Below are 24171 nucleotides of genomic sequence, written 5' to 3'. Positions count from 1 at the left end.
CACCCGCTATCTATGAACAAGAGAAAAATCATTCTTGCCGCTGCCATACTTATGATTATTGGCGTAGCCATGCCCAATAAGGCGGCTGCACAAAAATATCAGGGACAAAGCGTAATTACCGGAGGCGTTGGATTTAGCTTGACAGGTCTTCTATTCAGTGTAATTGAACGATCGCTCGACGCAACAACCGACATTAGTTCAACCCGCACTCCTGTTCTGATCGGCGCGTATGACTATGGCCTGTCTGACCGTTTCAGTATTGGTGTAGGATACACGTATCAGAGCCTTACCTTGAAATATGACAGCTATTATTTCAATGGTATGACCGATTCATTAGTAACAGGAAACTTTACTGACCGGGTGGTGCGCCAGAATTTTGGTATTCGTCCGCTTTTTCACTTTGGCGATAATGATGATCTGGATATTTATGCCGGTGTTCGTCTGAGTGCTGTTCGCTGGAGCTATACTACCGACAGGACTGATATCGGCACCGACCGGTGGGTTTCTGATGTACTTGGCGGATTTAGCCCGGTAAAGGTGCAAGGATTGTTTGGTATGCGTTACTTCTTTACCGAAAACATCGGCTTTAACACCGAGCTTGCCATTGGCCCCAGCTACTTTGCGATGGTAGGAATCAACGCCCGTTTCGGCGGCAACTAATTTAGTATTGCTTTTGCAAGCCCTGTCTGGTTTTCCTGACAGGGCTTTTTTTGTGGTTGCTCACATCGGGGCGTGAATAAGAAAGTGGCCGCGTTTACCTGCCGCGCCATGTTTTGCCCATCTTTGCGGGTAATGATGAAACCGCTGTTGTTTATTGTGTTTCTGTTTTGCGGCGTGCTGCAGCTGCATGCCGCCGAAAACCGCATTGCCGTGGTGCAAACCTTTTCTGCCGATTCAGACTCGGTGTATGTTCAGGTAGCACTTCCGGCCGACTCAGCTGCACAGCCACAACTGAGCCAACCCCCCGCTCGCGATAACGTGAAACTGGTGGCCGCCATTCTGGCGTTTCCCTTTCCGTTCGGAATGATCGGGCTGCACCGTATTTATCTTGGCACAAAGCCCTGGGTGCCCATTGTGTATCTCTGCACACTGGGCGGATGTTTTGGGGTGCTGCCGTTTATTGATTTTGTGGTGATTCTGATTCAGGATGAAGAAGGGTTAAAACAATATCAGAATAACGATAAGGTGTTTATGTGGGTGAAGTAAGCCTGCGCAATTCAGAATAAAAAAACCGCCGCGCTTACGGAAAGTAAGCGCGGCGGTTTTAATTTGTATGGCGGGGATTATTCCACCGTTACCGATTTGGCTAAGTTACGCGGCTGATCCACGTTGCAGTCGCGCATTACGGCGATGTGATAGGCCAGCAGCTGCAGCGGAATAACCGTAACAAGCGGCGCAAGTTTTTCGTCGGTTTCCGGAATTTCAATTACATGGTCGGCCATGCCTTTTACGGCTTCATCGCCTTCGGTTACCACGGCAATAATTTTGCCTTTGCGCGCTTTTACTTCCTGAATATTGCTCACCACTTTTTCATACGAGGCGCCTTTTGTAGCAATTACCACCACAGGCATTTCCTCGTCGATAAGTGCAATGGGGCCGTGTTTCATTTCGGCGGCCGGATAGCCTTCGGCGTGGATGTATGAAATTTCCTTGAGCTTGAGCGCACCTTCGAGCGCCACCGGGAAGGTGTAGCTGCGGCCGAGGTAGAGGAAATTGCGCGCATCCTTAAACATGCCGGAGAGGTAGCGGATCTGATCATTCAGTTTCAGGATACGCTCTACTTTGGCCGGAATGGCTTCGAGTTCGCTCAGGAGCTCGAAGTAATGTGTTTCGGTAATGGTGCCGCGACGGTGGCCCAGCATAAGTGCCATAAGCGTAAGCACGGTTACCTGCGCGGTAAACGCTTTGGTGGACGCCACGCCAATTTCGGGCCCGGCGTGTGTGTAAGAGCCGGCATGTGTGGCGCGTGCAATTGACGAACCAACCACATTGCACACTCCAAAAATGGTGGCACCTTTTGATTTGGCCAGCTCAATTGCCGCAAGCGTATCAGCCGTTTCGCCCGACTGGGAAATGGCAATCACCACATCCTTCTCGCTGATTACCGGGTTACGGTAGCGGAACTCCGAAGCATATTCCACTTCAACCGGAATGCGCGCAAGATCTTCAAACAAGTATTCACCCACAAGTCCGGCATGCCACGAAGTGCCGCATCCTACAATAAGAATACGGTCGGCATTCACAAACTTGTTCATGTATTCGCGTATGCCCCCCAGTGCCACTACGCCTTCGGTGCTGTTGAGGCGGCCGCGCATGCTGTCTTTAATGGAACGCGGCTGCTCCCATATTTCCTTGAGCATGAAATGATCGAAGCCGCCTTTTTCAATGGCTTCGAGCTGGAGCTGCAGTTCCTGTATGTAGGGCGTAATTTCCTTGTTGTGAATGGTGCGGATGTGATACTTGCCATCGCGGTTGAGTACAGCAATCTGTTCATCATCCAGATAGACCACGTTTTTGGTGTACTCCACAATGGGCGTGGCATCAGAAGCCACAAACAATTCGTTTGCGCCCACACCAATTACCAGCGGCGAGCTTTTTCGTGCAGCGATAAGCTGGTTCGGATTGTCTTCGTTGAGAATTACAATGGCATAGGCGCCCACCACGTTGTTCAGCGCAATGCGCACGGCTTCATCAAGCGCCACACCTTCGCGCTGCTGAATGTCTTCGATAAGATGTACCAGCACCTCAGTATCAGTATCACTTTCAAAAACGTGGCCACGGTTTTTCAGCTCGGCTTTCAGCGAAGCGTAGTTCTCGATAATACCATTGTGAATGATCACCGTTTTGCGCGAGCCTGAGTAGTGCGGATGCGCATTTACATCGTTAGGCTCGCCGTGCGTGGCCCAGCGTGTGTGGCCAATGCCAATGCTTCCGGTGCGGTCATTATGTTGTGCAATGGCTACCAGATCGGCTACTTTGCCTTTGCTTTTATATACGTTAAGGCGGTTGCTTACTAATGCAACACCGGCACTGTCATAGCCCCGGTATTCGAGGCGCTGAAGGCCTTTGATCAGAATCGGGTAGGCTTCACGCTCACCGATGTAGGCAACAATTCCGCACATAGTTCTTCGGTATTAGTTAACGCGGGTATAAGTAATGCGCAGTTTCATCTGGTTGGCCGAAAGCGGGTTGCCGCTTCCGATAACCGCTCTGCGCGCATTGTTGTTGGGCAGTACTTCTTTCAGCAGCAGCCCTGTATTGGGTTCAGTGCCGTTAATCAAACGCTGGAAATAAATGGCCATGTTTATGCGGTACTCGCCGGCATCAGGATCGTAATTGCCATCAAAATTAGATGCGGGCACGAGGAAATCGGTGAGCAGTTGCTGCTTGCCCTGGTCGTTAAAAGAGGTGAGGTAAAAGCGTGTATTCGGCGGAAGATTCGCATTACCAGAGTAAGCAGGATCTGTATTTATCAGCAACTCGGCTTTATTGATGGCAATTTTGTAGCCGAGGTTGGCTTCATACAGGCGGGTGATGAAGGGGAACTCAATACGTGTGCGAAGACCTGCCATCGCCTGCACGTAGTTTTCGGTAAAACTCCAGGGGCCGCTTGTGGTGGTATTGAGTTGTGTGGTAATGTCTGTAGTCGTAACCGAAGAATAGTCATGCTGGTAATTACCGAAATAGGCCGTTTGTGCGTTGATGACAAACGAAAACTGTTTGGCGGTGTTGTTTGATTCGCGGTAGAAGACCGAGAGGCGCGTGAGGGTATCTTTCGGGCTGAAATACAGCAAAGCCCCCTGATTGGTAGGTTGCCCCGGATTGTTGGGGGCAATATACAGGCCCTTGAGGTTTTGCAGCCAGTTCTCGTTGTTGGCCAGACCACTCTGGCCGCTGAGGGCAAAAATGCTTGCCGCAAAACCCGGGTCGAGTTTTATGCGCAGGTGAGCCGGCAGTGTGTCGGTGCCTACTACAACGTTTGTGCGGGGGCGCGGTGTAAAGGTAACCGTGCCCACGGGCGATGAGCCGATGGTTTTGCTGTCGCTTTCGTAATAGGAAGAGTCTTTGTGTATCGACTCATTCATTTGATACACCACAAAGGTTTGCTGCGTATTGGTATCGCCGTAATAGTCGAAACTGTAGCGCAGCATCAGCACCATCGAGTCGAGCGTAGCGCCAGCGCCGAAGTTGATGTTTTGCAAACTGCCCGGAATCAGAAACTGCGTGTAAAGGCTGGCCTGCGTTTTGCCAAAATCAGGATCGTTATTGCTGCCGATTACGCAAACGGATGATTTATCGGTACGCACCGAGTCGTCGCGTTCTGTTTTGGTCCAGAGCGTAATTGTATCGGTAAATTGTGCGTTGAGGAGTTCGTCGCCCGGCTGCAAACCAAGCCCGATGTCTGATTCTTTTTTACAGGAAGAAAGGCTGAACAGACTTGCTATAAACAATGCAGCGGGCACGAGCGCCCGCAACATTGTTGTATTCAAAGAAGGAGTAGTTGTCATACGATTAATCAACGAGTGATGGCTCTTCGGCCAAAACCGCGTCGTAAAATTCGGAATAAGCATCAATATATTGTTCGGCTGTTTTGTATTCGAGCACATTTTTCCCGCTTTTTTTAAGATATTTTTCGACTTCGGGATTGATTTTCGGTGCTCCTTTAATTACAGCGTCCGAGTAATCTATCGCCAGTTTCATCAAATTGGCAAACGTCGGAGCTTTAGCCACCTGCTCTACGTCACCCTTCTCAATTCCGTCGATCGGAATTTTGGCAGAGAAGTTTTTCTGGAGTGAATCAGGGAATTCTTCGTCGTAAACCGAATATACGACGCGGGTATCCGCAAAAAGTGGGTTGTCGCGGAACGCTTTTTTCAAATAAATAGGCATCAGCGAGGTAAACCAGCCGTGGCAGTGCACAATATCAGGTGCCCAGCCCAGCTTTTTCACCGTTTCAATTACGCCGCGGCAGAAGAAAATCATGCGCTCGTCGTTGTCGTTGAAGTACTGGCCTTTTTTATCGGTGAGGATAAATTTGCGCTGAAAAAACTCGTCGTTATCAATAAAATACACCTGCATACGCGCGGCCTGAATGGAAGCCACCTTAATGATTAGCGGATGATCCGTATCGTTGATAATCAGGTTCATGCCCGAGAGACGTATCACCTCGTGGAGTTGATTCCGGCGTTCGTTTATGCAGCCGTAACGGGGCATAAATGTCCGTATTTCTTTACCGCGCTCCTGAATACCCTGAGGAAGCTGGCGGGCGATCTGACCCATCGTGGTTTCATCGAGATACGGAGTGATTTCTTGTGATACGAAAAGAACTCTGGCTTTTTTCATAGTCTAAAACAGGAAACTGTTTGGTGTCACGGATTTCAGAATTGTTTTTACCGATTAATGCACGGGAACATCGGTTAACTTACCGCCTGACAAGGTTTTGCAGGGAGAGTCGGGCAACTTACAGACGACCGAAAAACAAATCTTCATCAATGTCTGGTGTGAAGGATTATACAAAAATAAGAATTAAAAGCCGAAACCCCAAGAAAAGCCGTAGCTTCGCCGCCTTGCAGGCACGAAAAATGTGCCCATTACAGTTTTGATACAGGTTTCACATCCCGATGCACTGCGTAGCTGGCTCGACTGGCAACGTTCCAAAGGTCACCGCGTGGGCTTTGTACCTACTATGGGGGCCCTGCACGAAGGCCATGGCCGGCTGGTGCGTCAGGCCCGGGCTGAAAACGATGTGGTGGCGGTGAGCATTTTTGTTAATCCCACACAGTTTAACGACCCCAAAGACCTGGTAAATTACCCGCGCACACTTCAGGCCGACTCTCAACTCCTTGAAAATGAGGGTTGTGATGTGCTTTTTGCGCCCGGCGTGGCGGAAATGTACCCCGATGGCTTTGAAGAACCACCGCTGTCCGTATCGCTCAACGGCCTCGACCAGCTTATGGAAGGCGCACACCGGCCCGGGCATTTTGCCGGTGTGATGCAGGTGGTAAATAAGCTGTTTGATGCAGCCGGACCCTGCCACGCTTACTTTGGTCAAAAGGATTTTCAGCAACTGGCCATTGTGCGGCGCATGACTGCCGAGCTGCAACTGCCGGTAACCATTGTGGCCTGCCCCATTGTTCGTGAAACAGATGGCCTTGCCATGAGTTCGCGCAACCGCCGGCTGCAACCGCATGAGCGGGCCGTGGCACCGCTTATTTATCAGTCGCTCGAACTGGCCAGATCGCTCTGGGGTACATGCCCCGCAGCCGAAATTGAACAACAGGCCGCCGCATTGCTAAGCCGTGAACCGCTTTTTACACTCGAATATTTTCAGATTGTGGATGCCGATTCACTGCAGCCGGTGGCTGAGGGGCAAATGAAAAACGCCGTGGCTTGCATTGCTGCCCGCCTCGGCGTTATACGACTGATTGATAATGCGGTGTTGGGTTAGGAGGGGAAGGAACCGGAAACGAACCAAAAGACCCAATACTCGCTAGAATAATTCCGACAGGGTTGCCGGAATCCCGCATTTACCAGCCGTCAAGTTTTCAGGGGTTGAAAACCGGGATTTTCATTTTCAGAAGTATCTCCGTTGCCAAGTGAATCGGCATGTGCCTGAGCAACCATGCTCGCAGCATAGGCAAGCTCACGCAGTTTGTCGGGACAATCGAGGCAACCGAGTATTACTCCTAACATTTTATTATTTATTTAGAGAAACGCAGCGGGTTATGCTGTTTTGTGTTTCATTGACAAAGCGAAGTAACATCAATACCCGGGCTGTTACAAGCAAACTTCAGGGGCATTTTTGGATGTCAAAGCACCCTAAATTTTCATAAAGTGCTGTTAATCAATATGAAGCCGTGTTCGGGAGAGTACCTTTGCCCGGCAGTGAAGAGCGCCTTCCCGCTGCGAAAGTTCAAAATAATTATCGGCCGCAAACACCACTTCGGCCACACCGGCAGCTTCCAGATCGAACCTAAGTTGCTCTTGTACAGCTTCTACAGCTACTTTATAGAGGTGGTTTACACCGGGAAGCGGATCGGGCGGTGTGTAGTCGGGTAAAATGAGGCGGCAATGGCCGTTGTTGTTCTCGGCAAAGGCATTGGTATAGCTGCCAATGTGCGCAAGTTCCGTATCAAAAGCCAGCACCGGCACGCGTATTACGCTAAAACGGATTCCATTTACGCCATTTTCAAGCCATCGGGCTGTTTGGTTCAGAGCGGCTGCAAGTTGGTGTGTTTTTTCGCTTTGCCCGGCCAGGCAATATTCAGCTTTCAGCTCGGCTACAAGTATGTGTTGCAGCGGCGTGGCCGGAACAAGTCGGCCTAGCGGGCACACATACAGATCCACATGAAAGAGGGGCTGCATACCGTTTCGCATGCCGCTTTCGGGGCTGCTGCCCGACAATATGAGTGCAGGTGTACGAAACGCCTCCGCGAGTGAAGAAGCCGAATAACCAGTCTCATTTTCATTTTCCGGAACGCGCAGCATATCGGCCCCGGCAATCAGATAACGGCTGTCTTTATCAATTACCGGCCACAAATTGCCCCCCGCAAGCCTGCCAAACGGATGCAGTAAAATTTTCAGATCCGGCAAATACGTGCAGAGCTTTTCAATTGCACTTCGGTCCAGCCGGTTTTCATCAACACACAACCAGCTACAACCCGCATTGTCCTCAAAACTGATAACCACATCCTGCGCCCAGCTTGTGAGGCTGTGCATAAGTGTTGTTTTATCAGGGTTTATTGGTATTAAATAAATATTTGGTGCTGGCTGTGGCAACTCATCAATTCCGGTTCCGTGGGCTAATTGTATTAGAATATATACATTCACCTCTGCCCCAAGCGCATTTATAAGTCCTGAAAAACGAAGCCCCGTCAGCGCAGGATTTTCGCTGACAGGGCAATGATAAAACAATAGTATTTCACGAATACTTCCGTTTACACTGCAAACAGGCAATACGTTTTCAGGTAAACCAAACATCGTTAATCAATCGTAAAAAGAAGCAGATGTAGAAGTTACATCAGCCGTCGTTTTGCATGCTGACTTTACAATAGAGCAGTTCTGGTCGCCGCATGCGGTATAAATACAAATCTTGTTTGTGCTTTCGTACTTAATCACCACATTGGGGCAGTTTTCTGAATCGGTTAGCGGATAGGTGGTATCCTTCATTGTAATACCTCTATCGTCTCCCAAGCCAATAACAATTGAACAATCGGTGAGTGCAATGGTGCCTCCACAAGTATCCATCTGATAGCTTGTTTTAAACAAACTTGTGGAAGGAGCAGCTTCTAAAACGAGTTCGTCAGTTGAGGTGTCGATGGAGATTTTTCTTCCATTTACGAGAGAATGCACGGCAATTACTTTTTTCTGGGTGAAATCATAAATGCCGAGTTTTTTGTACGATTCAAAAAACACAATGGAGAATGTACCCATTGTGTAACGGGCGGGTAGGGTAGGCATAGAGGGGAAAAGGTTTTAGGGTGAATTTAATACTAGGGATTGTTGAATTTTACTAGGGCCGAATTCGAATTCAGCAAGTTCTACGTCCAATTTTCAAAAAGGTTAAGGTTTAGCAGAACAAAAACAAGGCACATTCTTGGAAGTCAAGATTCAATTAATACGGCTATAAAAAGTGCAGAACGTCAAATAATTCTTAGCTTAGTCGGGCAAAACGCCCCCACAAGAGAATGAAGGCTACAGACGATCTGCACAGGTTGTTGCATAGTTTAACACAGGCAGAAAAGCGATATGTAAAAATTTTTGCGTCCCGCCATTTAATCGGGGAGCAAAATAATTACATGCTTTTGTTTGATGCGGTGCTTGATCAGGATGAATACAATGAGGACAAACTCAAAGCCAAGCTCAAAACACGGCACCTTTCGTCTGAAAAAAACTACCTCTTTCGCTTCGTATTAAAAAGCATGCGCACCTTCCACGCCGAGAAAAACGTGGATAAGCAGCTTAAAGAGTCGCTTCTCGATATCCGGTTTCTGATCGACAAACGGATTTATGATGTAGCGGTTAAGGAATTGGAGAAGGTGAAAAAGCTGGCGTACGAATTTGATAAGTTTCTTGTATTAATTGAGGTATTTGCACTGGAAAGAGCCATTGTTACTGAAAAGCAAACGAAAGAAGTTCGCAAAAAAATCCATGAAATCAATGAGGAAACCCGTAAGGTGTTAGATAAATTGGTAGAATGGCAGAATGGAGCAATGTTACAAAATGACATATTTCTTTACCAAAGAAATAGGGCAACCTATTCACCTGAAACATTAAAAGAGTTAGATCGTCTAATCGAAAATCCATTCTTTCAAAAAGAACCAGATAGCAATTCGTTTGAGTTGAGTTTCAGTTATCTTTTTGCAAAGTCTATTTATTATCAGCAGTGCAATGATTTTATAAAGGCGCACAATTATCAATTAAGATTAATTCAGCTGTGGGACAGATTTCCCCAATATGTGCAAGAGGAAAGTTTAAGATTTAAGAAAATGCTTTCCAACTATTTGAGCATTTGTATGCGAATAGACCGATTTGAGGAGTTTCCAGCTACATTAGAAAGAATTCGATCCATCCCTTGTGATTCAGCGGAAGAAGAGGCAGAACAGTTTCAGAACGTTTATTTTTTCGAGTTTTTATATCATATGAATCTGGCTCAGTTCGACGAGGCTGAAGCGCTCATTCCTGAAATTGAAAAGGGGATGAAGAAATACAAAACCAAAATCAACAAGGCGCGTGAACTCACATTTTATTCGAACATTTCTACGCTGCTTTTTATTAAATCTAATTACAAAGGGGCATACGAATGGTTGAACAAAATTATTCAGGACGGGAAATCAGACAGCCGTCAGGACGTTCAACATTATGCCAAAATCCACCAGTTGGTGCTGCTTTTTGAACTAGGCAAGTATGATTTACTTGAATATACATTTCGTTCTGTACAACGTCACATCAAACAAAGTGAAATAAGTTTAGGCTACGAAGACGTTCTATTACAAACATTACGAAAATTAGTTGATGTACATGAAAATGAAAGACTACCAGTATATAATAAGTTTTACGATAAATTAGTTGAAATAAGAAAAGAGAAAAAAGGTTTTTCAACCGGACTTGATGAAATTCAAATCTGGGTGAAGCACCATATCCAAGACAAACCTATGACAGAAATTTTGTCAGAGATGGTTCTTTCTGCGAATCAGAAAGAGCTTCAGAATTAGGGGTGGTTTTATTCAAACGTAATTCCTAACCGCACATCAATCAAGCCGCGTTTTGAGCCGGGAGTCCAGCGGGGCATTGCTTTGACTACGCGCATAATTTCGGCATCCACTTCAGGGGAGATGGAAAAGGAGAGTTCGGCCAGCGAGACTTCGCCGGTTTTGGCATTTACCACAAAGCTGAGTCCTGTAGAAAGGCGTTTAAGCTGTTCGCGGTTGGTAATTATGGGTTTGAGGTTTGTGAGGAAATAGTTTTTGAGTTCAGCATCGCCGCCGGGGAAATGGGGCATTTCGTCGAGTTCGAAGCCGCCGCTGCGTGGTTTTGAGGGGCCGAGTTGTCCGCCTGATCCGCCTTCGCTGCGGCCAGACCCATCTACGTGCGTGGTTTTGCTGTAGAGCGTAACGTGTTTTACACGCACGGGCGATGTATTGGGGCCGGGCGTGCGTGTGCTTGCGGGTGCAGGCTGCGGGGCCGCAACAGGTTCGGTAGTGGTTTTAGCGGCAGCAGGCTCAGCAACGGGTGGAGTACTGGCCGGCAATGTAGTTTCTTTTGCGGGTGGGGATTTGATGGCCGTTTCGGCAGGCGGATTTTTTACTTCAGCAGCGGGCCGGGATTCGGCAACTGCGGTGTAGCGGGGTTCTTCGAGCACCGCCTGCGGCGCGGGAACAGCCGGAGCGGGCTCACTGCCATGTGGTTGTTGCTGGGTGGTATCGTGCGGTGCTGCAGGCCGGGGCTGGGCCGATGAGGAAAGCATCCACCAGATAATTCCGCCACCTGTAACCAGAAGCACCACCGCGGCCGAAATAGCCAGACCGAAACGCTTCATAAATGGAATGGGTGGCGGCGTATTCATATATACAGCCAGCCGGCGATGTACGTTGGAAGAAACTTTTTCGATGTTTTTTGAACGGCGTGTGGTGAAGCCGTCCATTGCTGCCGAACACAGGCCACATTCCAACATGTGTTTCTCTACCTCGTGCATACTTTTGGCCGAAAGTTTCCCGTCGGCATAAAGTCGCATCGTGTCGAGTGAGAGACACTCTCCTTTTTGAAATATTCGCTGTAATTCTCGCGGCGTCATGAATCAATGCCCACGAGTGCACCTTTCAGGTTTCTCTTTCCGTTCTGGAGGTAGCTTTTCACTTCATTTACCGAATAGCCGGTAAGGTCAGACACTTCCTTGTAGCTCTTCTGTTTAAAGTAGAAAAGTTCAATGCATTGTTTCTGTTCCTGCGACAAACGCGTAACGGCATCCTGCAATTTCTCCAGTTGATTTTCCAGCCGTATTGCCTCGGTTTTCGGGGCTTCGTCCACAGCAACGTGGCGCAGCGCCTGCTCCACATCCAGCGTTTCCATGCTGTCTTTGCGAAGCTTTTTGAGACAATGGTGCTTGGTAACGCTATACACCCAGGTTTTGAAGTTGTTTACTTCATGATGCTGGAGATCGCGGAGGATGATTTCGAAGACTTCCATAACGGCGTCTTCGGTATCCACCTCGTTTTGCATATAATTATATGCCACAGAGGAGATAAGCTGTGTGTAGCGCTGGAAGAGTTCGCCAGCATACCAGGAATTAGACGTACGCTTGTACTGTTCTATTAATTCCTGATCGCTGAGCTTGACTTCCTTTTTAGACCAGAGAAATCGGAGCCGCACCTTTTTTGAGGTTTACAGGTGAAACATGAATTATTTGCCACTCCCAATTTACGAAAAAAAGAACGTCTTGTTGCACTCGGTTGCTTTAAAGGGTAAAACGAACTGATTTTCCACAAAATCAGCCGAAAAAAAATTTTTTTGCAAAATGTGTGTGGAATTTTGTGAATTGCCTCCCTATTATACAGAAAGCAATTCATACTAACCTTTTAACTCAACACAAAAGCATGGTACAAGCATCTCTCCGTCAGTTCTTTACAGTGAATAAAGCCGCAGTTCTCGGTTTCTTCTTCATCGCCGGAGTGGTACTTGTAAGCATTCCTTCTTGTAAATCAAGCCACGGTTCTTGTGATGCCTATCAGGGAAGTTCACGTTCCCACAAAAAGAAGCGTGCTGAGGTTGTACGTGAATTGCCCCAGAGCAACAAGCTCGCTTAATGTAGTATTCCCGAAGCGCGAGTTTCGCTGAAACCGTTCTTCAATCTATACATGTGTTTCATGTGTTTGCCGCAAGCGGACCCTGCCTTCAGCAGGGTCTTCTTGTTTTTAATAAGTTATCAGCATAAAATTCTGCCGGCCCGCTATTGCCACTTTGACGCATCAGCGCGAGTGCAAAAACGGCTATTAAACAGATAATAATCTGCTTGTCAAATTGTTAAGGCGTTTTGCTTAAAATCCGAAGGAAAAAGCGGTTCCAAAATGAAAGCCGTCGGTTGGAAGGCGGAAACCGTAATTTTTTCCCGAGTGCCGGTAAAATACGGCCAGCACCGGACGGTCATAGCGCGTAAGGCTTAAACCAACTGCTCCCGAAAAAAGCCAGGGCAAACCTGATACATACCTTGTTTCGCCGCTGAGTATGAGGCCAACGGTATAGCGGTTGTACCTCAGTCGCTGCTTTGTAGTAGTATTTTTTCCGGGAAGCGAAACCAGGGGAATCGAAAAGTCGATACGGGGTTTGAAGAATGCGCGGTTTTTTTCGGGGCTGCCCAGCCAAACCGGGTTCTGACTGTAAAGCCGGGCATAAGCCCGCCCCTGCGTAAGCGCAAACGAATCGGCAAAAAGCACCTGCTCCAGTCCGTCGAAACTATTGTGCAGCCAGCCAGCCTGCAAAGCTATACCTGCCGAAAAAATCTGGCCGGTGCTGCTGTATCCGCGTGTGGAATAGCCGCCCACAGTGGCCGCCAGCATTGAACTGTAGCGCATACGCTGTAAGCCATAGTTAGTGCCCGGTTCGGGTATTACAAAAAGATATTGCTGGGTTACACCACCAAACCGCGCATAAATTCCCCGCACCACATTGCTTTTGGAAGAATAATTTGCCCGCGACCGAACCCGCGCAAACGAAATCTGCGCATCAGCTCCCGGCCGGTAATTAATACCAATTGCCGCCACATTTTCGTCAGAACGCAACGCAAAATCATACTGCCGGTAGTAGCGGGTTACTTCTTCCAGATCATGCGCACCCTGTATATACTGCCTGAACACACTGCGCGTAAGACCCAGCCGCAAATCGCTGCCGGCATAGTTCACAGCCGAGTAAGAGGAATCATTACCCTTGGTAACCGGCCTGAACAGCGCCGTTTCATCTTCCGGACCTGCATACGGGAACTGCGCAAATGCAGGTAAACTGCACAGCAGTAAAACAGACAGAAAAAATGTGCGCATCAGGGTGTGGTGTTGGGGTCGGTGGTATGGGGCTGTGCGGGGGTAATGCCAAAATCGGCAAAACTGAAGCTGCGTTGTACCTGTTCAAGCATTTCGCTTATTTCCTGCTCCACAAACTGAGTTTTGCCGTTTATGGTTATGAATCCGCGAAACAATCCCTGACCGGTATTTACCCGAAACAGGGTGCAGATTTCATTACCGCCAATGGCTGCATCAATGCGGGTTACTTTGCCTTTTACAAGCAATATCGGTTTGCTGTTTTCAATTATAAACGAACAGTACTGGCAATCGCCCTCGTACTTTACTTCAATGGTTTGAATCTGATCCATGGCGGTTTCGGGCGGGCATCCCCTGCCGGCAGTGGTATCGGCGGCAAGCGAATCGGGCGGTGATTTTTTTCTGCTGCTTTCCCCGCAGCCTGCGGCAGCAAGCAAAATCAGGCAGGAGGTAAGAAGTAGGAGTTTTTTCATTTTGTAAATGTACGCACGGCGCGTACACCTGTCAATTTTTATCCAACGCCGCAAAAACAGGTAAGCGGAATGGAATTAATGCTGATTTAAGCCGTTTGGCGCATGCCGCAACAACACTTATTACGATTTTTTTGTTCTCTTAAAAACCAACCACATGATACGTACCCTGCTTTTGTTTTTTGTCTCTTTGCTTAGTGCAAATGTCTTTGCGGTAAGTTATGATACGCTTCATGTCCGCCTTTTTCCGGCCCAACGCTGGGCGCAGGTGCCGCATGCCACGGTAAAAAATCTGCATGTCGATACGCTCGACGCGGCGGCATTAACGCAGCTCGCGCAGCTGAAACAGGTGGAAGCATTATCACTGCGCGGACATAAACTGGGCGAGTTGCCTGCATCGGTATGCGAGCTTGCTACACTGCGGCAGCTCGATCTTTCGCACAACCGGCTGGTTACGCTTCCGGCCTGTGCAAGCCGTTTAACAGGGCTTGAAGAGCTCTGGCTGGGCTACAATCCGCAGCTTGATCTGGGTAAAGTAATTGATGTGCTGGCGCTGTTACCCAATTTAAAAGCCCTGCATCTCGAGGCTGATAGTATTGAGACAGTGCCGCCAGCCATTGCCCGGCTCCGCAACCTCCAGCTGCTCGACCTTTCGGGCAATACGTTTACGCAGTTGCCGGTTGAGTTCGGGCAGCTTACGCAGCTCAATACACTTTGGCTCGACAACGAGGCCGCCGGTTTTGATCTTGGTGCCAACATGGCTGCCCTGCGTCCGCTGCAAAACCTGCGCGAACTGCATATCGAGGGTGATCACCTCACGCAGCTGCCTCCGGGACTCATGCAGCTTCCTTCGCTCGAGCGTGTGTATGCCGGCAACAACCCGATACTGCGCATGCCGCCCCGCCGCGCGTTGCGCCACAGCCACCTGCGCCTGCTCGATTTGCACAACGCTCCGCTGCCACCGGCCGAAATACAGCGCATGCAGCAAACCGCGCCCGGCTTGCGCATACGCTTCTAGCGGTTACTGTGCTTCTCAAACAGTATCATCATTTGTTAACTACTAAACAGGAAAAAAATAATGAGGAGCATATTCTGAAGTGCAGTGAACAAACACCTGTCCTGTCTTCCGCTATACTCCTCGGCGCAACGCAAAAAACTAAAGCATTTTACTACCTGCGGGGTGCCGCTCCAGCCAGGGCTAATTAATACCGTTTGGTGCGTTAAAAAACCAGCAGGTATGCAAGTGTTCAACTTTGCAGCCGTTTTGCGGCATACGCGGCTGGCGTTTCGCCGGTAAGCTTTTTAAAATCGCGTATAAAATGCGCCTGATCAAAATAGCCGAGCTGTTCGCACAGGCCAATCCAGTCGGGTGCGGCGTGTGTGGTGTTCAGCGTTTCCACCGCTTCGTGCAGGCGGTAGCGTTGTATCATCCACTTTGGCGAAACGCCTACCCACACACCAAACAGGCGTTGCAACTGCCGGATGCTTAACTGCTCGCGTTCGCAGAGTTGTTCTACACGCAGCACATTGCGGTCGTTGCAAATGCGTTCGCAAATGCGGCGTACACGGGCAAGACGCTGGTCGTGTGCGGGCTTTCGCGCCAGCAGGGCCGCCTGCGCACAATTCACAAGTGCTTCGTGTTTTTGCAGTGTGCGCATTTCGTTTTGCAGCGCCTCCGCGTGGTTGAAAAATGTGTGCAGCGGAAGTTGTTTACCGGCAATACTGCTTACCGGCCTGCCCAGCCAGGGGTAAAAAGCGCCCGGTAAAAACTTGATGCCGAAAACACGTCCGCGCCCGGTAAGCTGCCGCGTAAAACGCCCGGTTCGTATGCCGCCCACCGTGGCTTCCGCATCGTCAAACGTAATATGAATGCTTGGGTGCGGAAGCGTGGCCACCTTGTGTACCGCATCGCCAAAATTCCACTCTACAATCCAGTAATGCTCAATCCATTCGGCCAGTCCGGCACAAGGCAGGTAGCGCCGGTGCAGCGTTTGCCCTGCAAATGCGGCCGGATGTAAAATTCCTCGTGCGGGTTTGGACTGTTCCTGCATGTACTAAAGCGCTGCACCAAAAATAGCGACGCGTTTTTACAATCGCATCAAAAAAACACATCCTACTTTTGCCTGCAAACCAAATCATTCATGACACCATTCTCCACACACTGCGAATTTATTTTCCGCACCACCGCCCAAAAACTCTGGCACACACTCACCGATCCCGCTACAGTAAAACAATATTTCTACGGCACCAACCTTATTACTACGTGGGAGCCCGGTACACCCATACGTTTTACCGGCGAGTGGGAGGGAAAAACATACGAAGACAAAGGAACCATACTCGCTTACGAGCATAACCGTTTACTCAAATACGATTATTACAGCAGCTTCTCGCCGCTTCCCGATTTACCGGAAAATTACATGCACATTACGTATCGTGTAACCGAATTACCCGAAGGTGTGAAACTGGAAATTATTCAGGAAAACGCAGCCTCACAGGAAACAGCTGATCATTCGGAGCAGAACTGGAAGGCGCTGATGGAAGAAGTGCGTAAATTGGTGGAATGAAGATTCTGGCAACTTGTCTTACAGTATTCCTCTTGTCGGCTTCTTTTCTTACCAGGCAAAGCGGGTGTGTAAGTAATTTTTCACCGTGCCTGATTCAGGACAAGATTGATTCGGTGCGTAGTTTGCTTTCGCCGACTGATACACTTGTGGTGTATTTGAAGGATGGATGTGAAAACGAAAGAACGATTATTTGTTTCAGGGAGCAAGGACAACTTTGTGCTTTGGCCTACAGCGATAGTGTGCGCTTTGAAAAAATCTACGGAGCAACATTATCATCTGTATTTAAGTCAATAGACATTCCCAGAACTGCAGTAAGAAAACACGAAGACAAGCTGGTGTTTAAATCTCCGATTTTAGGATCTTGTGGCTGCAATGTTTCACTTATATATATAGGTAAAAATAGATTTATTGTTGAATATGGAGGTGATTGTGATTACCAGTTGGACCGTTCGCGGAATAATAGCAGGAGAAGTTATTTTAAAAAATTAGATACCTGCTTCTCAATATTGAATTTTACAGGGAATACCCGAAATTGATTAATAGAATAAAAAAAGGAGCGCAAACACGGCGCTCCTTTTTTGTTGAGGAATATCAGATTACATAAACTGGCAAATCACACCACCCATAAGCATGCAGGTAATTACCCAGTAGCCGAGGTGAATAAATATGTATTTACCGCCGCGGCGCTCAAACAGCGCGTTGATGCCCATTACAGGGAGTGCAAAAAACAAACCGGCAATTGTACCGTGAAACATGCCGTGCTTGAATGTGCGGTAGTTGTGTGCATATTTTGTATTAAGCAACTCCAGAAAACGGCCTACTTCCGAATTCGGATTGGTCATGTCGGGGTCGCCCACAAAAATAGACGGCACACTTGCCTGGTGGATAACCAGAAACTGAATTACCATGGCCATCATCACTGAAAACAAATAGGTGAGGCCGAGAATAACAAGCATGTTGCTGTTTTTCATTTTCTCCTCAGTCATGCCGCTGGCCTGCTGCCAGGCTTTACCGAAAACCTTATCGCTGTACCAGATAAAGCCGATAAACAGCGGAATTAATGCCGAAGCAAAGAGTACGAGAAAATTCATTGGAAGAGAGTTTGGTTTGCTGCAAACTTAAACCAAAAAAGCACAAACGCCGCACAGATTCTTTTGCACGGCGTTTGAAGCGGGTTGCTTTCTTCTTTACGGACGTTTGAAATAAAATACTTCCGAGCGCACAATGTTCAGGTCGGCATCGGTGTAATGGCGGGCAAGTATGAGTTTGCGGCGGTTGTGTTTTACTATGTTGTAGCCGCCAATGCTTACCATTTTGCCCACATTGCCTTCCCAGCCATACATATCGAGCGGAATGGCCAGCGAGCTGCCGGCCTGGTTGGTCAGTTCGTCATCGTCCCAGAGGTAAAGAGCGCCGCTGTTGGCTACCGAGCTGTCGCGAACCATGGCGTTGTTTGCATAAAATTCATACACCACTTTTTCGCCTTCCCACACACCGCCAAGTTTGCGCTCGTTTACCACTTCTTTTGAGCAGCCTGCAGCGCCCAGTGTGGCGGCGGCAAACGCAATAAGGAATACTGTATATTTCATTATCGTAATTTTTTAGTCGATGTATTCGCCGAAATGAACCACAAAACCCACGCCGGCAGAAAACGCACGGAACGTATGTGTGGCGGCAGTTTGTCCGAGTACTATGCGCGGCGCGGCTTCCGAATCGTTGTTGACTATTGTGTAACCGGCATCGAGTGTGAGCCAGAAATAATCGGTAATGCGGTGATGCAGCGCCAGCCTGAAATTACCGCCTATGTTTACCCAACTTTGCTGGCTTGAAAGGCCGCCCGCAAAATAGTCAACCTCATCGTTAGGCAGAATAACATAAGAATCGGAAGTGCTGCGGCAGGCCGTTAAGCCCGCTTCAACAATTATCTGGTTGTTTTCGCCGGGATAGAAGTAACCAATGTTTACATTCCAGAAACGGTAGTTGTACCGGATTTTCCGTTTCGCTCCGTTTGTAAAAGTGGCGTGTGTTTGCGAAGAAAAACGGCTGTTGCGCAGCGACATCGACATTTTCAGAATCCGGTAGCCAAGCTCAATCGAATAGCCGGCACCCAATTTCGGATTCCCCATTTTTTTGCTCAGGGTCGAATCAAAAAGGGTGTTGTAGGCATTCGAAAAATCGCCGAAAAAAGGCGCCGTGTTCAGGAAACCCTGTCCCTGCACACCAAGTGTAAACTGCGCACGAAGTGTAAACACCGTGCAGCAAAGCAGAAGGAATAGCAGTGTGCGTTTCATGGTCAGTTAAAGTTGTAGAGCAGGGCAAATGTGTTTGAGGCAACCGGAAAAGCTTTCGACGACCAGGGAATATTGGTGTATTTATTGGTTTGCGAATTCATATCGCCGTTGAGCAGGCCCCAGTTGTGCGAGTAACGCAGGGTAAACTTCCCGATGTCGTAGGCGCCAATCAGGCTTACAGAAGCAATTGGTGTGCGTGGCGTTATGCCGTCGCCCAATACTTTGAACGAATAAAACCACGGCGCCCATTTCCCGTTTTCCGCCGGATTACCATCGTCACTAACCTTTGTCACCGTTTTCAGCATACCAATATCAATGGATCCGCCCAGAAACAGGTTTTTGCTTAACAACGACTGTGTGCCAAATGCAAACACTACCCAGTTCATGGTCATTTTTACCTTCTGGTAGTAATTGTAAACGGGAGTTGAAGGACCATTGTCATACGTGTACTCAATGTCCGATACGCTGCGCTGATGCTGCCATAACAACGAGTAGGAGATTGCACCATCCACACGAAAACCAAGCATACCGCCGTAATAATTGTTTATGTTTCCGAACCGGTCTTTTACTTCCAGCTGCCTTTTTGCTGATGAGTTTCCGTAAGGATCAATGAAGCCGTTGTTTTTGCGCCACATGTAAATTTCGGGTCCCGACATGTGATACTGATACATGCCGTAAACGGGACCGGCAAAAAATCCGGATTTGTCAATTTCGCTGTCCGGGTGCTGAAATTTGTTGCAGGCAGGCATTGCGTGCAAACGGGCGCAAGCCGGAATGAGCAGCACAAGTGCGTGTAAAACTATTTTTTTCATGTACAGAATTGAAGGTTCGGGATATGTGCAAAACTAAATCTTAACCAGTCTGCACAAAGGGGTATAGAATAGGGTAAGAATGGGTATAAGTCCCTATTTACGGTCAGACTATTCCATCCCGTTACGAATAGCAAACTTCACCAGACCGATGGTTGTTTTACACGCTGTTTTGGAGAGAATGTTCTGCCGGTGATTGTCAACCGTTTTTTTACTCAGGAAAAGCTTTTGTGCAATTTCTTCGCTGGTATGTTCTTTTACAATGAGTGAAAGTACTTCGCGTTCGCGGGCCGAGAGCACAGAGAGTGCGTCCTGCTGCTGCTTTTCCCGCTGATACTGGTTGTAGATAATGGGAATAATGTCTTGCGCGAAGTAGGTGCCGCCGTCGGTAATGCGGTGCAGGGCTTTAATAAATTCGTCTTTACCTGCGCTCTTGAGCAAATAGCCGTCGGCCTCGGCAGCAAGTGCTTCCTTTACTACCGATACGCCGCTGTACATGGAAAGCACCAGCACTTTAATTTCGGGATACTGCTGCTTTACATGGCGGCAAAGGTCAATGCCGGTCATGTGCGACATGCTTACGTCGGTAATGACAAGCTGAAATTTTTCAGGGGCCGACTGAATGATATTCAGGGCTTCCTGACCGTTGTTGGCTTCTCCGGCAACGATGTAGCGTGTTTCGTTTTGAAACATGCTTTTCAGTCCGTCAATCACCAGCTGATGATCGTCGGCAAGGAGGATGTGTGTGATGCTTTCGCTGGTCATGGTTATGCGCCCGGCTCAACGGGAATCCGAAGATACAATTTGGTTCCTGATCCGGGTGCCGAGTCAATGGCAACAGTGCCGCCCAGCATGAGTGTGCGCGCCTGTACATTGCCCCAGCCTCGTCCGGCTGACTGGGTAAATTGTGTGGTGTCGAATCCGCGGCCGTTGTCGGTAATGCGGAGTTCGGCGTGGTTTTCGGTTTTTTGCAGGTCGATGGTGATGTGTGTGGCCTGCGCATACTTGAGCATGTTGCCGGTCACTTCCTGCGCGAGCCTGAAGACCGATAGTTCGGCTTCGGGTTTGAGCAGCGGGCGGGTCAGGCCGGTTGCGGGATTGAATGTGGCAGTGGTGCCGCTGTGGCTAAGTTGCACGCACAATTCATCGAGGGCGGCGGCGAGGCCGAAGTGGAGTGCTTCGGGTATGAGGTTGTGCGAAATGGCGCGCACATCGCGCAGGGTTTGTTCTACCAGCTGCATGGAAGCTGCGCTGAGGTTTTGCCCGGCCATCTGCATTTTAAGCGCGGCAAGCTGCTGGCCAATGCTGTCGTGCAGATCGCGGCCAATGCGCAGGCGTTCCTGTTGTTCGCCTGCAAACAGGGCTTGTGTGGCAAGCTGCTGCTGGCGGCGGAGTTCGTGTCGCAGTTCTTCGTCTTTGCGGTGGCGGTAGCGGCGGTAAACCGAAAAGCCTGTGAGCAGCAGCAGCAGCGCCGCTACCGCCACCGCGCCGGTAATAAGCCGCTGCCTGCCCAAACTCACCGCAGCCTCGGCCAGCAAACGGTCTTTTTTCTCCGTGTCATACACCGTTTGCAGTTCGGCAATGCGCGTTTGTGTTTTCTCGTTCAGCAAACGCTCGCTGATGCGCCGCACCGAATCTTTTGCCGCCAGTGCTTCGGTGTATTTGCGCTGTCCGGCATACACGCCGGCCAGAATCTGCCAGGCCTGCTTTTCGCCCTGGCGGTAGTTTATGCTGCGGGCGCGGCGCAAAAATTCGTTCAGGTAAATTTCGGCCTGTGCCACGTTGTTTTGCGCCAGAAACAAATTGCTTAGTCCCAGATACGAATCGGCCTGCTGCCGCGCATCGCCGGTGAGCGAATCCTGCGCAATGGAACGCATAAAAGCGGCATAGGCCTTGTCAAACTGCTGCATTTCGGTATAGCAGTTGGCCTGATTGTCGTAAAACATGGAACGGAATTTCTGAAGGCGGTCGCTGTTCAGCTTCAGCAGCATGGCACTGTCTATGGCCAGCGCACTGTCAATTTTCCCGCCCATGCCATATAAATTGGCCAGCGTGTGAGCAGCAATAAAATAATTTCTGTCGGAACCATTTTCGCTGCTCATGCGCATGGCTGCCTGCAGGTGCTCACGGGCAAGATCAGTTTTATCGCTCTGCTGATACACCTGCGCCAGCGAAATATGTGCGCCTGCAATACCGCGGTTGAAGCCGGTGTTTTCGGCCAGTTTTAGCGCACGCAGCATTTTTTCAATTGCATTATCTGTGCGCCCTTCGTTCCAGTCGCACTGGCCGGCTCCAATCAGTGCGCGCACACGCAGCGTGTCTGTGCCGGTTTTTGAGGCCAGTGAGTCGGCATTCATAAACGAACTGTACGCCTGCCGGTAATATCCTTTCTGCTTGTAATAAATTCCGTAACCGAAGGAGGCCATTGCTTTTACCTGCGCACGGTCGTCGGCCACCGAATCAAGCATTTGCGCATAAATCAGTAACGAGTCAACAGCGGGTTTTGTATCGCTGGTAATCCGGTTATACCACCTGTTGCTGATATCGCCGGGCACTACAGGTGTTTGCCTGCTGCATCCTGCTGCCAGCAAAACCACCGCAAGAAATAGTCGCATCCGCATATGCCCGCAATGTACTATTTACCCTTTTAAAGACTGCAAACAATAGCTTTAATTCTGTTGTAATCACTTTTAAACGGCGTCTTAATGATGAACAGCAACGGTGCTGTTATTTTTGAGTTGGACACTAAAAAAAAGTATCATGCGCTCATTTCTCGTTTCGCTGCTATTCCCCGGCTCACTAATTCTTGCCTTTGTGGCTCTTGCCGTTTTCTGTCCGTTCGATTAACCAATAATTTGTATTGGGGCTTGTAATCAGCATGTTATTTGTGGCTGAAAGCGGTTGCTGGTGCAAATTGATAAGAGAGAATTAATAGGAACTACGGGGGGAAAGGTTTAATTTCGCAGCATGAAAAAAACCATTACCCTGTCTCTGCTGTTGCTGGTATCAGCCGCCGGCTACGCACAATCGTGTTCGGAGCTCTTCTTCTCCGAATACCTCGAAGGCTCATCGAACAACAAAGCCATTGAAATTTACAATCCTACCTCTGGCACGGTTAACCTATCCAACTACAAAATTTACCGCTACAACAACGGTTCACCTACGCCTACCGATTCACTTTCACCTCAGGGCACGCTTGCTCCGGGCGCTGTGTATGTAGCCGGAAACTCGCAGGCCATAGCTGCTATTCTCGCCGTTTCAGATACACTTCATAGCATTACTTTCTACAATGGCGATGATGCGATGGTGCTTAAAAACATTTCCACCAACACCGTACTCGATATCATCGGTATTATTGGTGTGGATCCCGGCACCAACTGGCCCGTAGGCACCGGCGCTACCAGCGAATTTACACTGGTGCGCAACATCAGCACCAATCAGGGCAACACGAACTGGGCAGTGGCCGCTACGGAGTATGACGTGTATCCGCAAAATACCACCACCTACATTGGTAACCACACTATGACACCGTGCTGCGTGGCTCCGGTGGCACAAATTACCAATACACAAAACGTAAACTGTTTCGGAGGTACAAACGGTCAGGCCACTGTGCAAGCTACCAACGGAAATACCTTTACCTACGCCTGGTCGCCCAATAGCAGTACTTCTGCCACAGCCACAGGTTTAATGGCTGGCGTGTACACCTGTATCGTTACCAACGAGTGTAACCTTTCTGATACCGTTTCGGTAACCATTACCCAACCCACACAAATTACCGCCACCTTTACCAACATTGTAAACCCCGGTTGCAATCAGAACAATGGTTCAGTTACAATTGTGGTAAGCGGCGGCACACTGCCCTACACCTACCAGTGGTCAAACGGTGGTACTTCGCCCACAATCAACAACCTTCCGGCCGGTGTTTACAACTGTGTAATTATAGACGGAAACGGCTGCGGCACCCAATTTTTCACCACACTCACCAACAGTACACCGCCGGTTGTTACCCTTCAGCTTACCAATTCCGATACACTTTGCCTTAACACACCGGCCTTTATGCTTGGCGGCGAAAGCCCGGCAGGCGGCACCTGGAGCGGCCCCGGAGTTAGTGGCAATATGTTTAATGCATCCACCACCACGCCGGGCTGGCAGCTCATTACCTACACTTACACGGATACCAGCAGCTGCGTAGGCAGCGCCACCGACAGCATTTTTGTAGATGTATGTACCGGTCTTGCACAAAGCAACACCACCGGCAGCATCCGTGTATTCCCCAATCCGGCTAATGAAACACTTCAGCTCAGCGCAGTGCCCGCCGGCACACAGCTTGAAGTATTCGATGCTACAGGCCGTCTGGTAATGGCACAAACCGCCCAGCCTCAACTCAACATCAGCGCACTTGAAAACGGCAGCTACGTGCTTGCCCTTCGCAATGCATCAGGCATTATCATTGAGCGTATTGCTTTTGTAAAACAGTAAGCTGTTTCTACCAACAAAAAGCGGCGGACTCA

26 protein-coding genes are annotated in these 24171 nt (G+C 49.0%); 9 read left to right on the top strand and 17 right to left on the bottom strand.

The window, feature by feature from the left end; translation table 11 throughout:
* The first annotated feature begins 12 nt into the window (after positions 1–12).
* Together IM638_04105 and IM638_04100 are read left to right on the top strand one after the other, a co-directional pair.
* Positions 13–660, top strand: coding sequence for an outer membrane beta-barrel protein (locus tag IM638_04105; GenBank protein MCA6362194.1), 648 nt, complete (start codon positions 13–15; stop codon positions 658–660).
* A gap of 72 nt (positions 661–732) precedes the next feature.
* On the top strand, positions 733–1206 hold the full coding sequence (locus IM638_04100) for a TM2 domain-containing protein (protein MCA6362193.1): 474 nt from the start codon (positions 733–735) through the stop codon (positions 1204–1206).
* A 77-nt stretch (positions 1207–1283) separates the two neighbouring features.
* Here the strand turns inward: IM638_04100 and glmS are convergent, their stop codons facing one another.
* From glmS to IM638_04085, 3 genes are read right to left on the bottom strand one after another with little or no spacing between them, the layout of a single operon-like run.
* A complete protein-coding gene (glmS, locus tag IM638_04095; GenBank protein ID MCA6362192.1) occupies positions 1284–3122 on the bottom strand; it encodes a glutamine--fructose-6-phosphate transaminase (isomerizing) in 1839 nt (612 codons plus the stop codon).
* Positions 3123–3134: 12 nt separating this feature from the next.
* Positions 3135–4490, bottom strand: coding sequence for a DUF4270 domain-containing protein (locus IM638_04090; protein MCA6362191.1), 1356 nt, complete (start codon positions 4488–4490; stop codon positions 3135–3137).
* 22 nt (positions 4491–4512) lie between these two features.
* Entirely contained in the window at positions 4513–5343 is an 831-nt protein-coding gene (locus IM638_04085) for a glycogen/starch synthase (protein ID MCA6362190.1), read from the bottom strand.
* Between the two features lie 259 nt (positions 5344–5602).
* Here IM638_04085 and IM638_04080 point away from each other — a divergent pair, with 259 nt between their 5' ends.
* Positions 5603–6448, top strand: coding sequence for a pantoate--beta-alanine ligase (locus tag IM638_04080; GenBank protein ID MCA6362189.1), 846 nt, complete (start codon positions 5603–5605; stop codon positions 6446–6448).
* An 89-nt stretch (positions 6449–6537) separates the two neighbouring features.
* Here the strand turns inward: IM638_04080 and IM638_04075 are convergent, their stop codons facing one another.
* From IM638_04075 to IM638_04065, 3 genes are all read right to left on the bottom strand, one after another.
* A complete protein-coding gene (locus IM638_04075) occupies positions 6538–6693 on the bottom strand; it encodes a hypothetical protein (protein ID MCA6362188.1) in 156 nt (51 codons plus the stop codon).
* 147 nt (positions 6694–6840) lie between these two features.
* Entirely contained in the window at positions 6841–7719 is an 879-nt protein-coding gene (locus IM638_04070; GenBank protein MCA6362187.1) for a hypothetical protein, read from the bottom strand.
* Between the two features lie 267 nt (positions 7720–7986).
* The gene (locus IM638_04065) at positions 7987–8460 is read right to left on the bottom strand and encodes a hypothetical protein (GenBank protein ID MCA6362186.1); all 474 of its coding nucleotides are present in this window, start codon (positions 8458–8460) and stop codon (positions 7987–7989) included.
* A gap of 227 nt (positions 8461–8687) precedes the next feature.
* Here IM638_04065 and IM638_04060 point away from each other — a divergent pair, with 227 nt between their 5' ends.
* Positions 8688–10214 (top strand): hypothetical protein, encoded by a 1527-nt coding sequence (locus IM638_04060; GenBank protein MCA6362185.1) that lies wholly within the window; start codon positions 8688–8690, stop codon positions 10212–10214.
* Between the two features lie 8 nt (positions 10215–10222).
* On the opposite strand, the gene IM638_04055 is transcribed toward IM638_04060, so the two are convergent.
* Positions 10223–11233 (bottom strand): zf-HC2 domain-containing protein, encoded by a 1011-nt coding sequence (locus tag IM638_04055; GenBank protein MCA6362184.1) that lies wholly within the window; start codon positions 11231–11233, stop codon positions 10223–10225.
* A 56-nt stretch (positions 11234–11289) separates the two neighbouring features.
* Entirely contained in the window at positions 11290–11868 is a 579-nt protein-coding gene (locus IM638_04050; GenBank protein ID MCA6362183.1) for a sigma-70 family RNA polymerase sigma factor, read from the bottom strand.
* Positions 11869–12092: 224 nt separating this feature from the next.
* Between IM638_04050 and IM638_04045 the strand changes: the two genes are divergently transcribed.
* Entirely contained in the window at positions 12093–12302 is a 210-nt protein-coding gene (locus tag IM638_04045) for a hypothetical protein (protein ID MCA6362182.1), read from the top strand.
* Between the two features lie 231 nt (positions 12303–12533).
* On the opposite strand, the gene IM638_04040 is transcribed toward IM638_04045, so the two are convergent.
* Positions 12534–13529, bottom strand: a complete 996-nt coding sequence (locus tag IM638_04040; GenBank protein MCA6362181.1) for a hypothetical protein — start codon at positions 13527–13529, stop codon at positions 12534–12536.
* Entirely contained in the window at positions 13529–13999 is a 471-nt protein-coding gene (locus IM638_04035) for a hypothetical protein (GenBank protein ID MCA6362180.1), read from the bottom strand. The genes IM638_04040 and IM638_04035 overlap by 1 nt, the downstream gene beginning before the upstream one ends.
* A gap of 154 nt (positions 14000–14153) precedes the next feature.
* On the opposite strand from IM638_04035, the gene IM638_04030 reads away from it, so the two are divergent.
* The gene (locus IM638_04030) at positions 14154–15014 is read left to right on the top strand and encodes a leucine-rich repeat domain-containing protein (protein ID MCA6362179.1); all 861 of its coding nucleotides are present in this window, start codon (positions 14154–14156) and stop codon (positions 15012–15014) included.
* Positions 15015–15243: 229 nt separating this feature from the next.
* Here the strand turns inward: IM638_04030 and IM638_04025 are convergent, their stop codons facing one another.
* Positions 15244–16047 carry a helix-turn-helix transcriptional regulator gene (locus IM638_04025; GenBank protein MCA6362178.1) on the bottom strand — a complete coding sequence of 268 codons (804 nt, stop codon included), beginning with the start codon at positions 16045–16047 and terminating at the stop codon, positions 15244–15246.
* Positions 16048–16137: 90 nt separating this feature from the next.
* Between IM638_04025 and IM638_04020 the strand changes: the two genes are divergently transcribed.
* Together IM638_04020 and IM638_04015 are read left to right on the top strand one after the other, a co-directional pair.
* Entirely contained in the window at positions 16138–16560 is a 423-nt protein-coding gene (locus IM638_04020; protein ID MCA6362177.1) for an SRPBCC domain-containing protein, read from the top strand.
* Positions 16557–17096: a hypothetical protein gene (locus IM638_04015; GenBank protein MCA6362176.1), complete on the top strand. Its 540-nt coding sequence runs from the start codon at positions 16557–16559 to the stop codon at positions 17094–17096. The genes IM638_04020 and IM638_04015 overlap by 4 nt, the downstream gene beginning before the upstream one ends.
* A 60-nt stretch (positions 17097–17156) precedes the next feature.
* Here the strand turns inward: IM638_04015 and IM638_04010 are convergent, their stop codons facing one another.
* From IM638_04010 to IM638_03985, 6 genes are all read right to left on the bottom strand, one after another.
* Positions 17157–17651, bottom strand: coding sequence for a DUF1761 domain-containing protein (locus IM638_04010; GenBank protein ID MCA6362175.1), 495 nt, complete (start codon positions 17649–17651; stop codon positions 17157–17159).
* A gap of 96 nt (positions 17652–17747) precedes the next feature.
* Positions 17748–18149, bottom strand: coding sequence for a hypothetical protein (locus IM638_04005; protein MCA6362174.1), 402 nt, complete (start codon positions 18147–18149; stop codon positions 17748–17750).
* A gap of 12 nt (positions 18150–18161) precedes the next feature.
* Positions 18162–18851 carry a hypothetical protein gene (locus IM638_04000; protein MCA6362173.1) on the bottom strand — a complete coding sequence of 230 codons (690 nt, stop codon included), beginning with the start codon at positions 18849–18851 and terminating at the stop codon, positions 18162–18164.
* Between the two features lie 2 nt (positions 18852–18853).
* The gene (locus IM638_03995) at positions 18854–19663 is read right to left on the bottom strand and encodes a hypothetical protein (protein MCA6362172.1); all 810 of its coding nucleotides are present in this window, start codon (positions 19661–19663) and stop codon (positions 18854–18856) included.
* Between the two features lie 108 nt (positions 19664–19771).
* Positions 19772–20425: a response regulator transcription factor gene (locus IM638_03990; GenBank protein ID MCA6362171.1), complete on the bottom strand. Its 654-nt coding sequence runs from the start codon at positions 20423–20425 to the stop codon at positions 19772–19774.
* A gap of 2 nt (positions 20426–20427) precedes the next feature.
* Positions 20428–22275, bottom strand: coding sequence for a tetratricopeptide repeat protein (locus tag IM638_03985; protein MCA6362170.1), 1848 nt, complete (start codon positions 22273–22275; stop codon positions 20428–20430).
* Positions 22276–22627: 352 nt separating this feature from the next.
* Between IM638_03985 and IM638_03980 the strand changes: the two genes are divergently transcribed.
* Complete coding sequence (locus IM638_03980; protein MCA6362169.1) at positions 22628–24139, top strand: lamin tail domain-containing protein; 1512 nt, start codon at positions 22628–22630, stop codon at positions 24137–24139.
* The last annotated feature ends 32 nt before the right edge of the window (positions 24140–24171 follow it).

The sequence above is a fragment of the Bacteroidota bacterium genome, from assembly GCA_020402865.1.
GTDB lineage: Bacteria > Bacteroidota > Bacteroidia > Palsa-965 > Palsa-965.
This window is presented reverse-complemented; position numbering and strand designations above follow the sequence as displayed.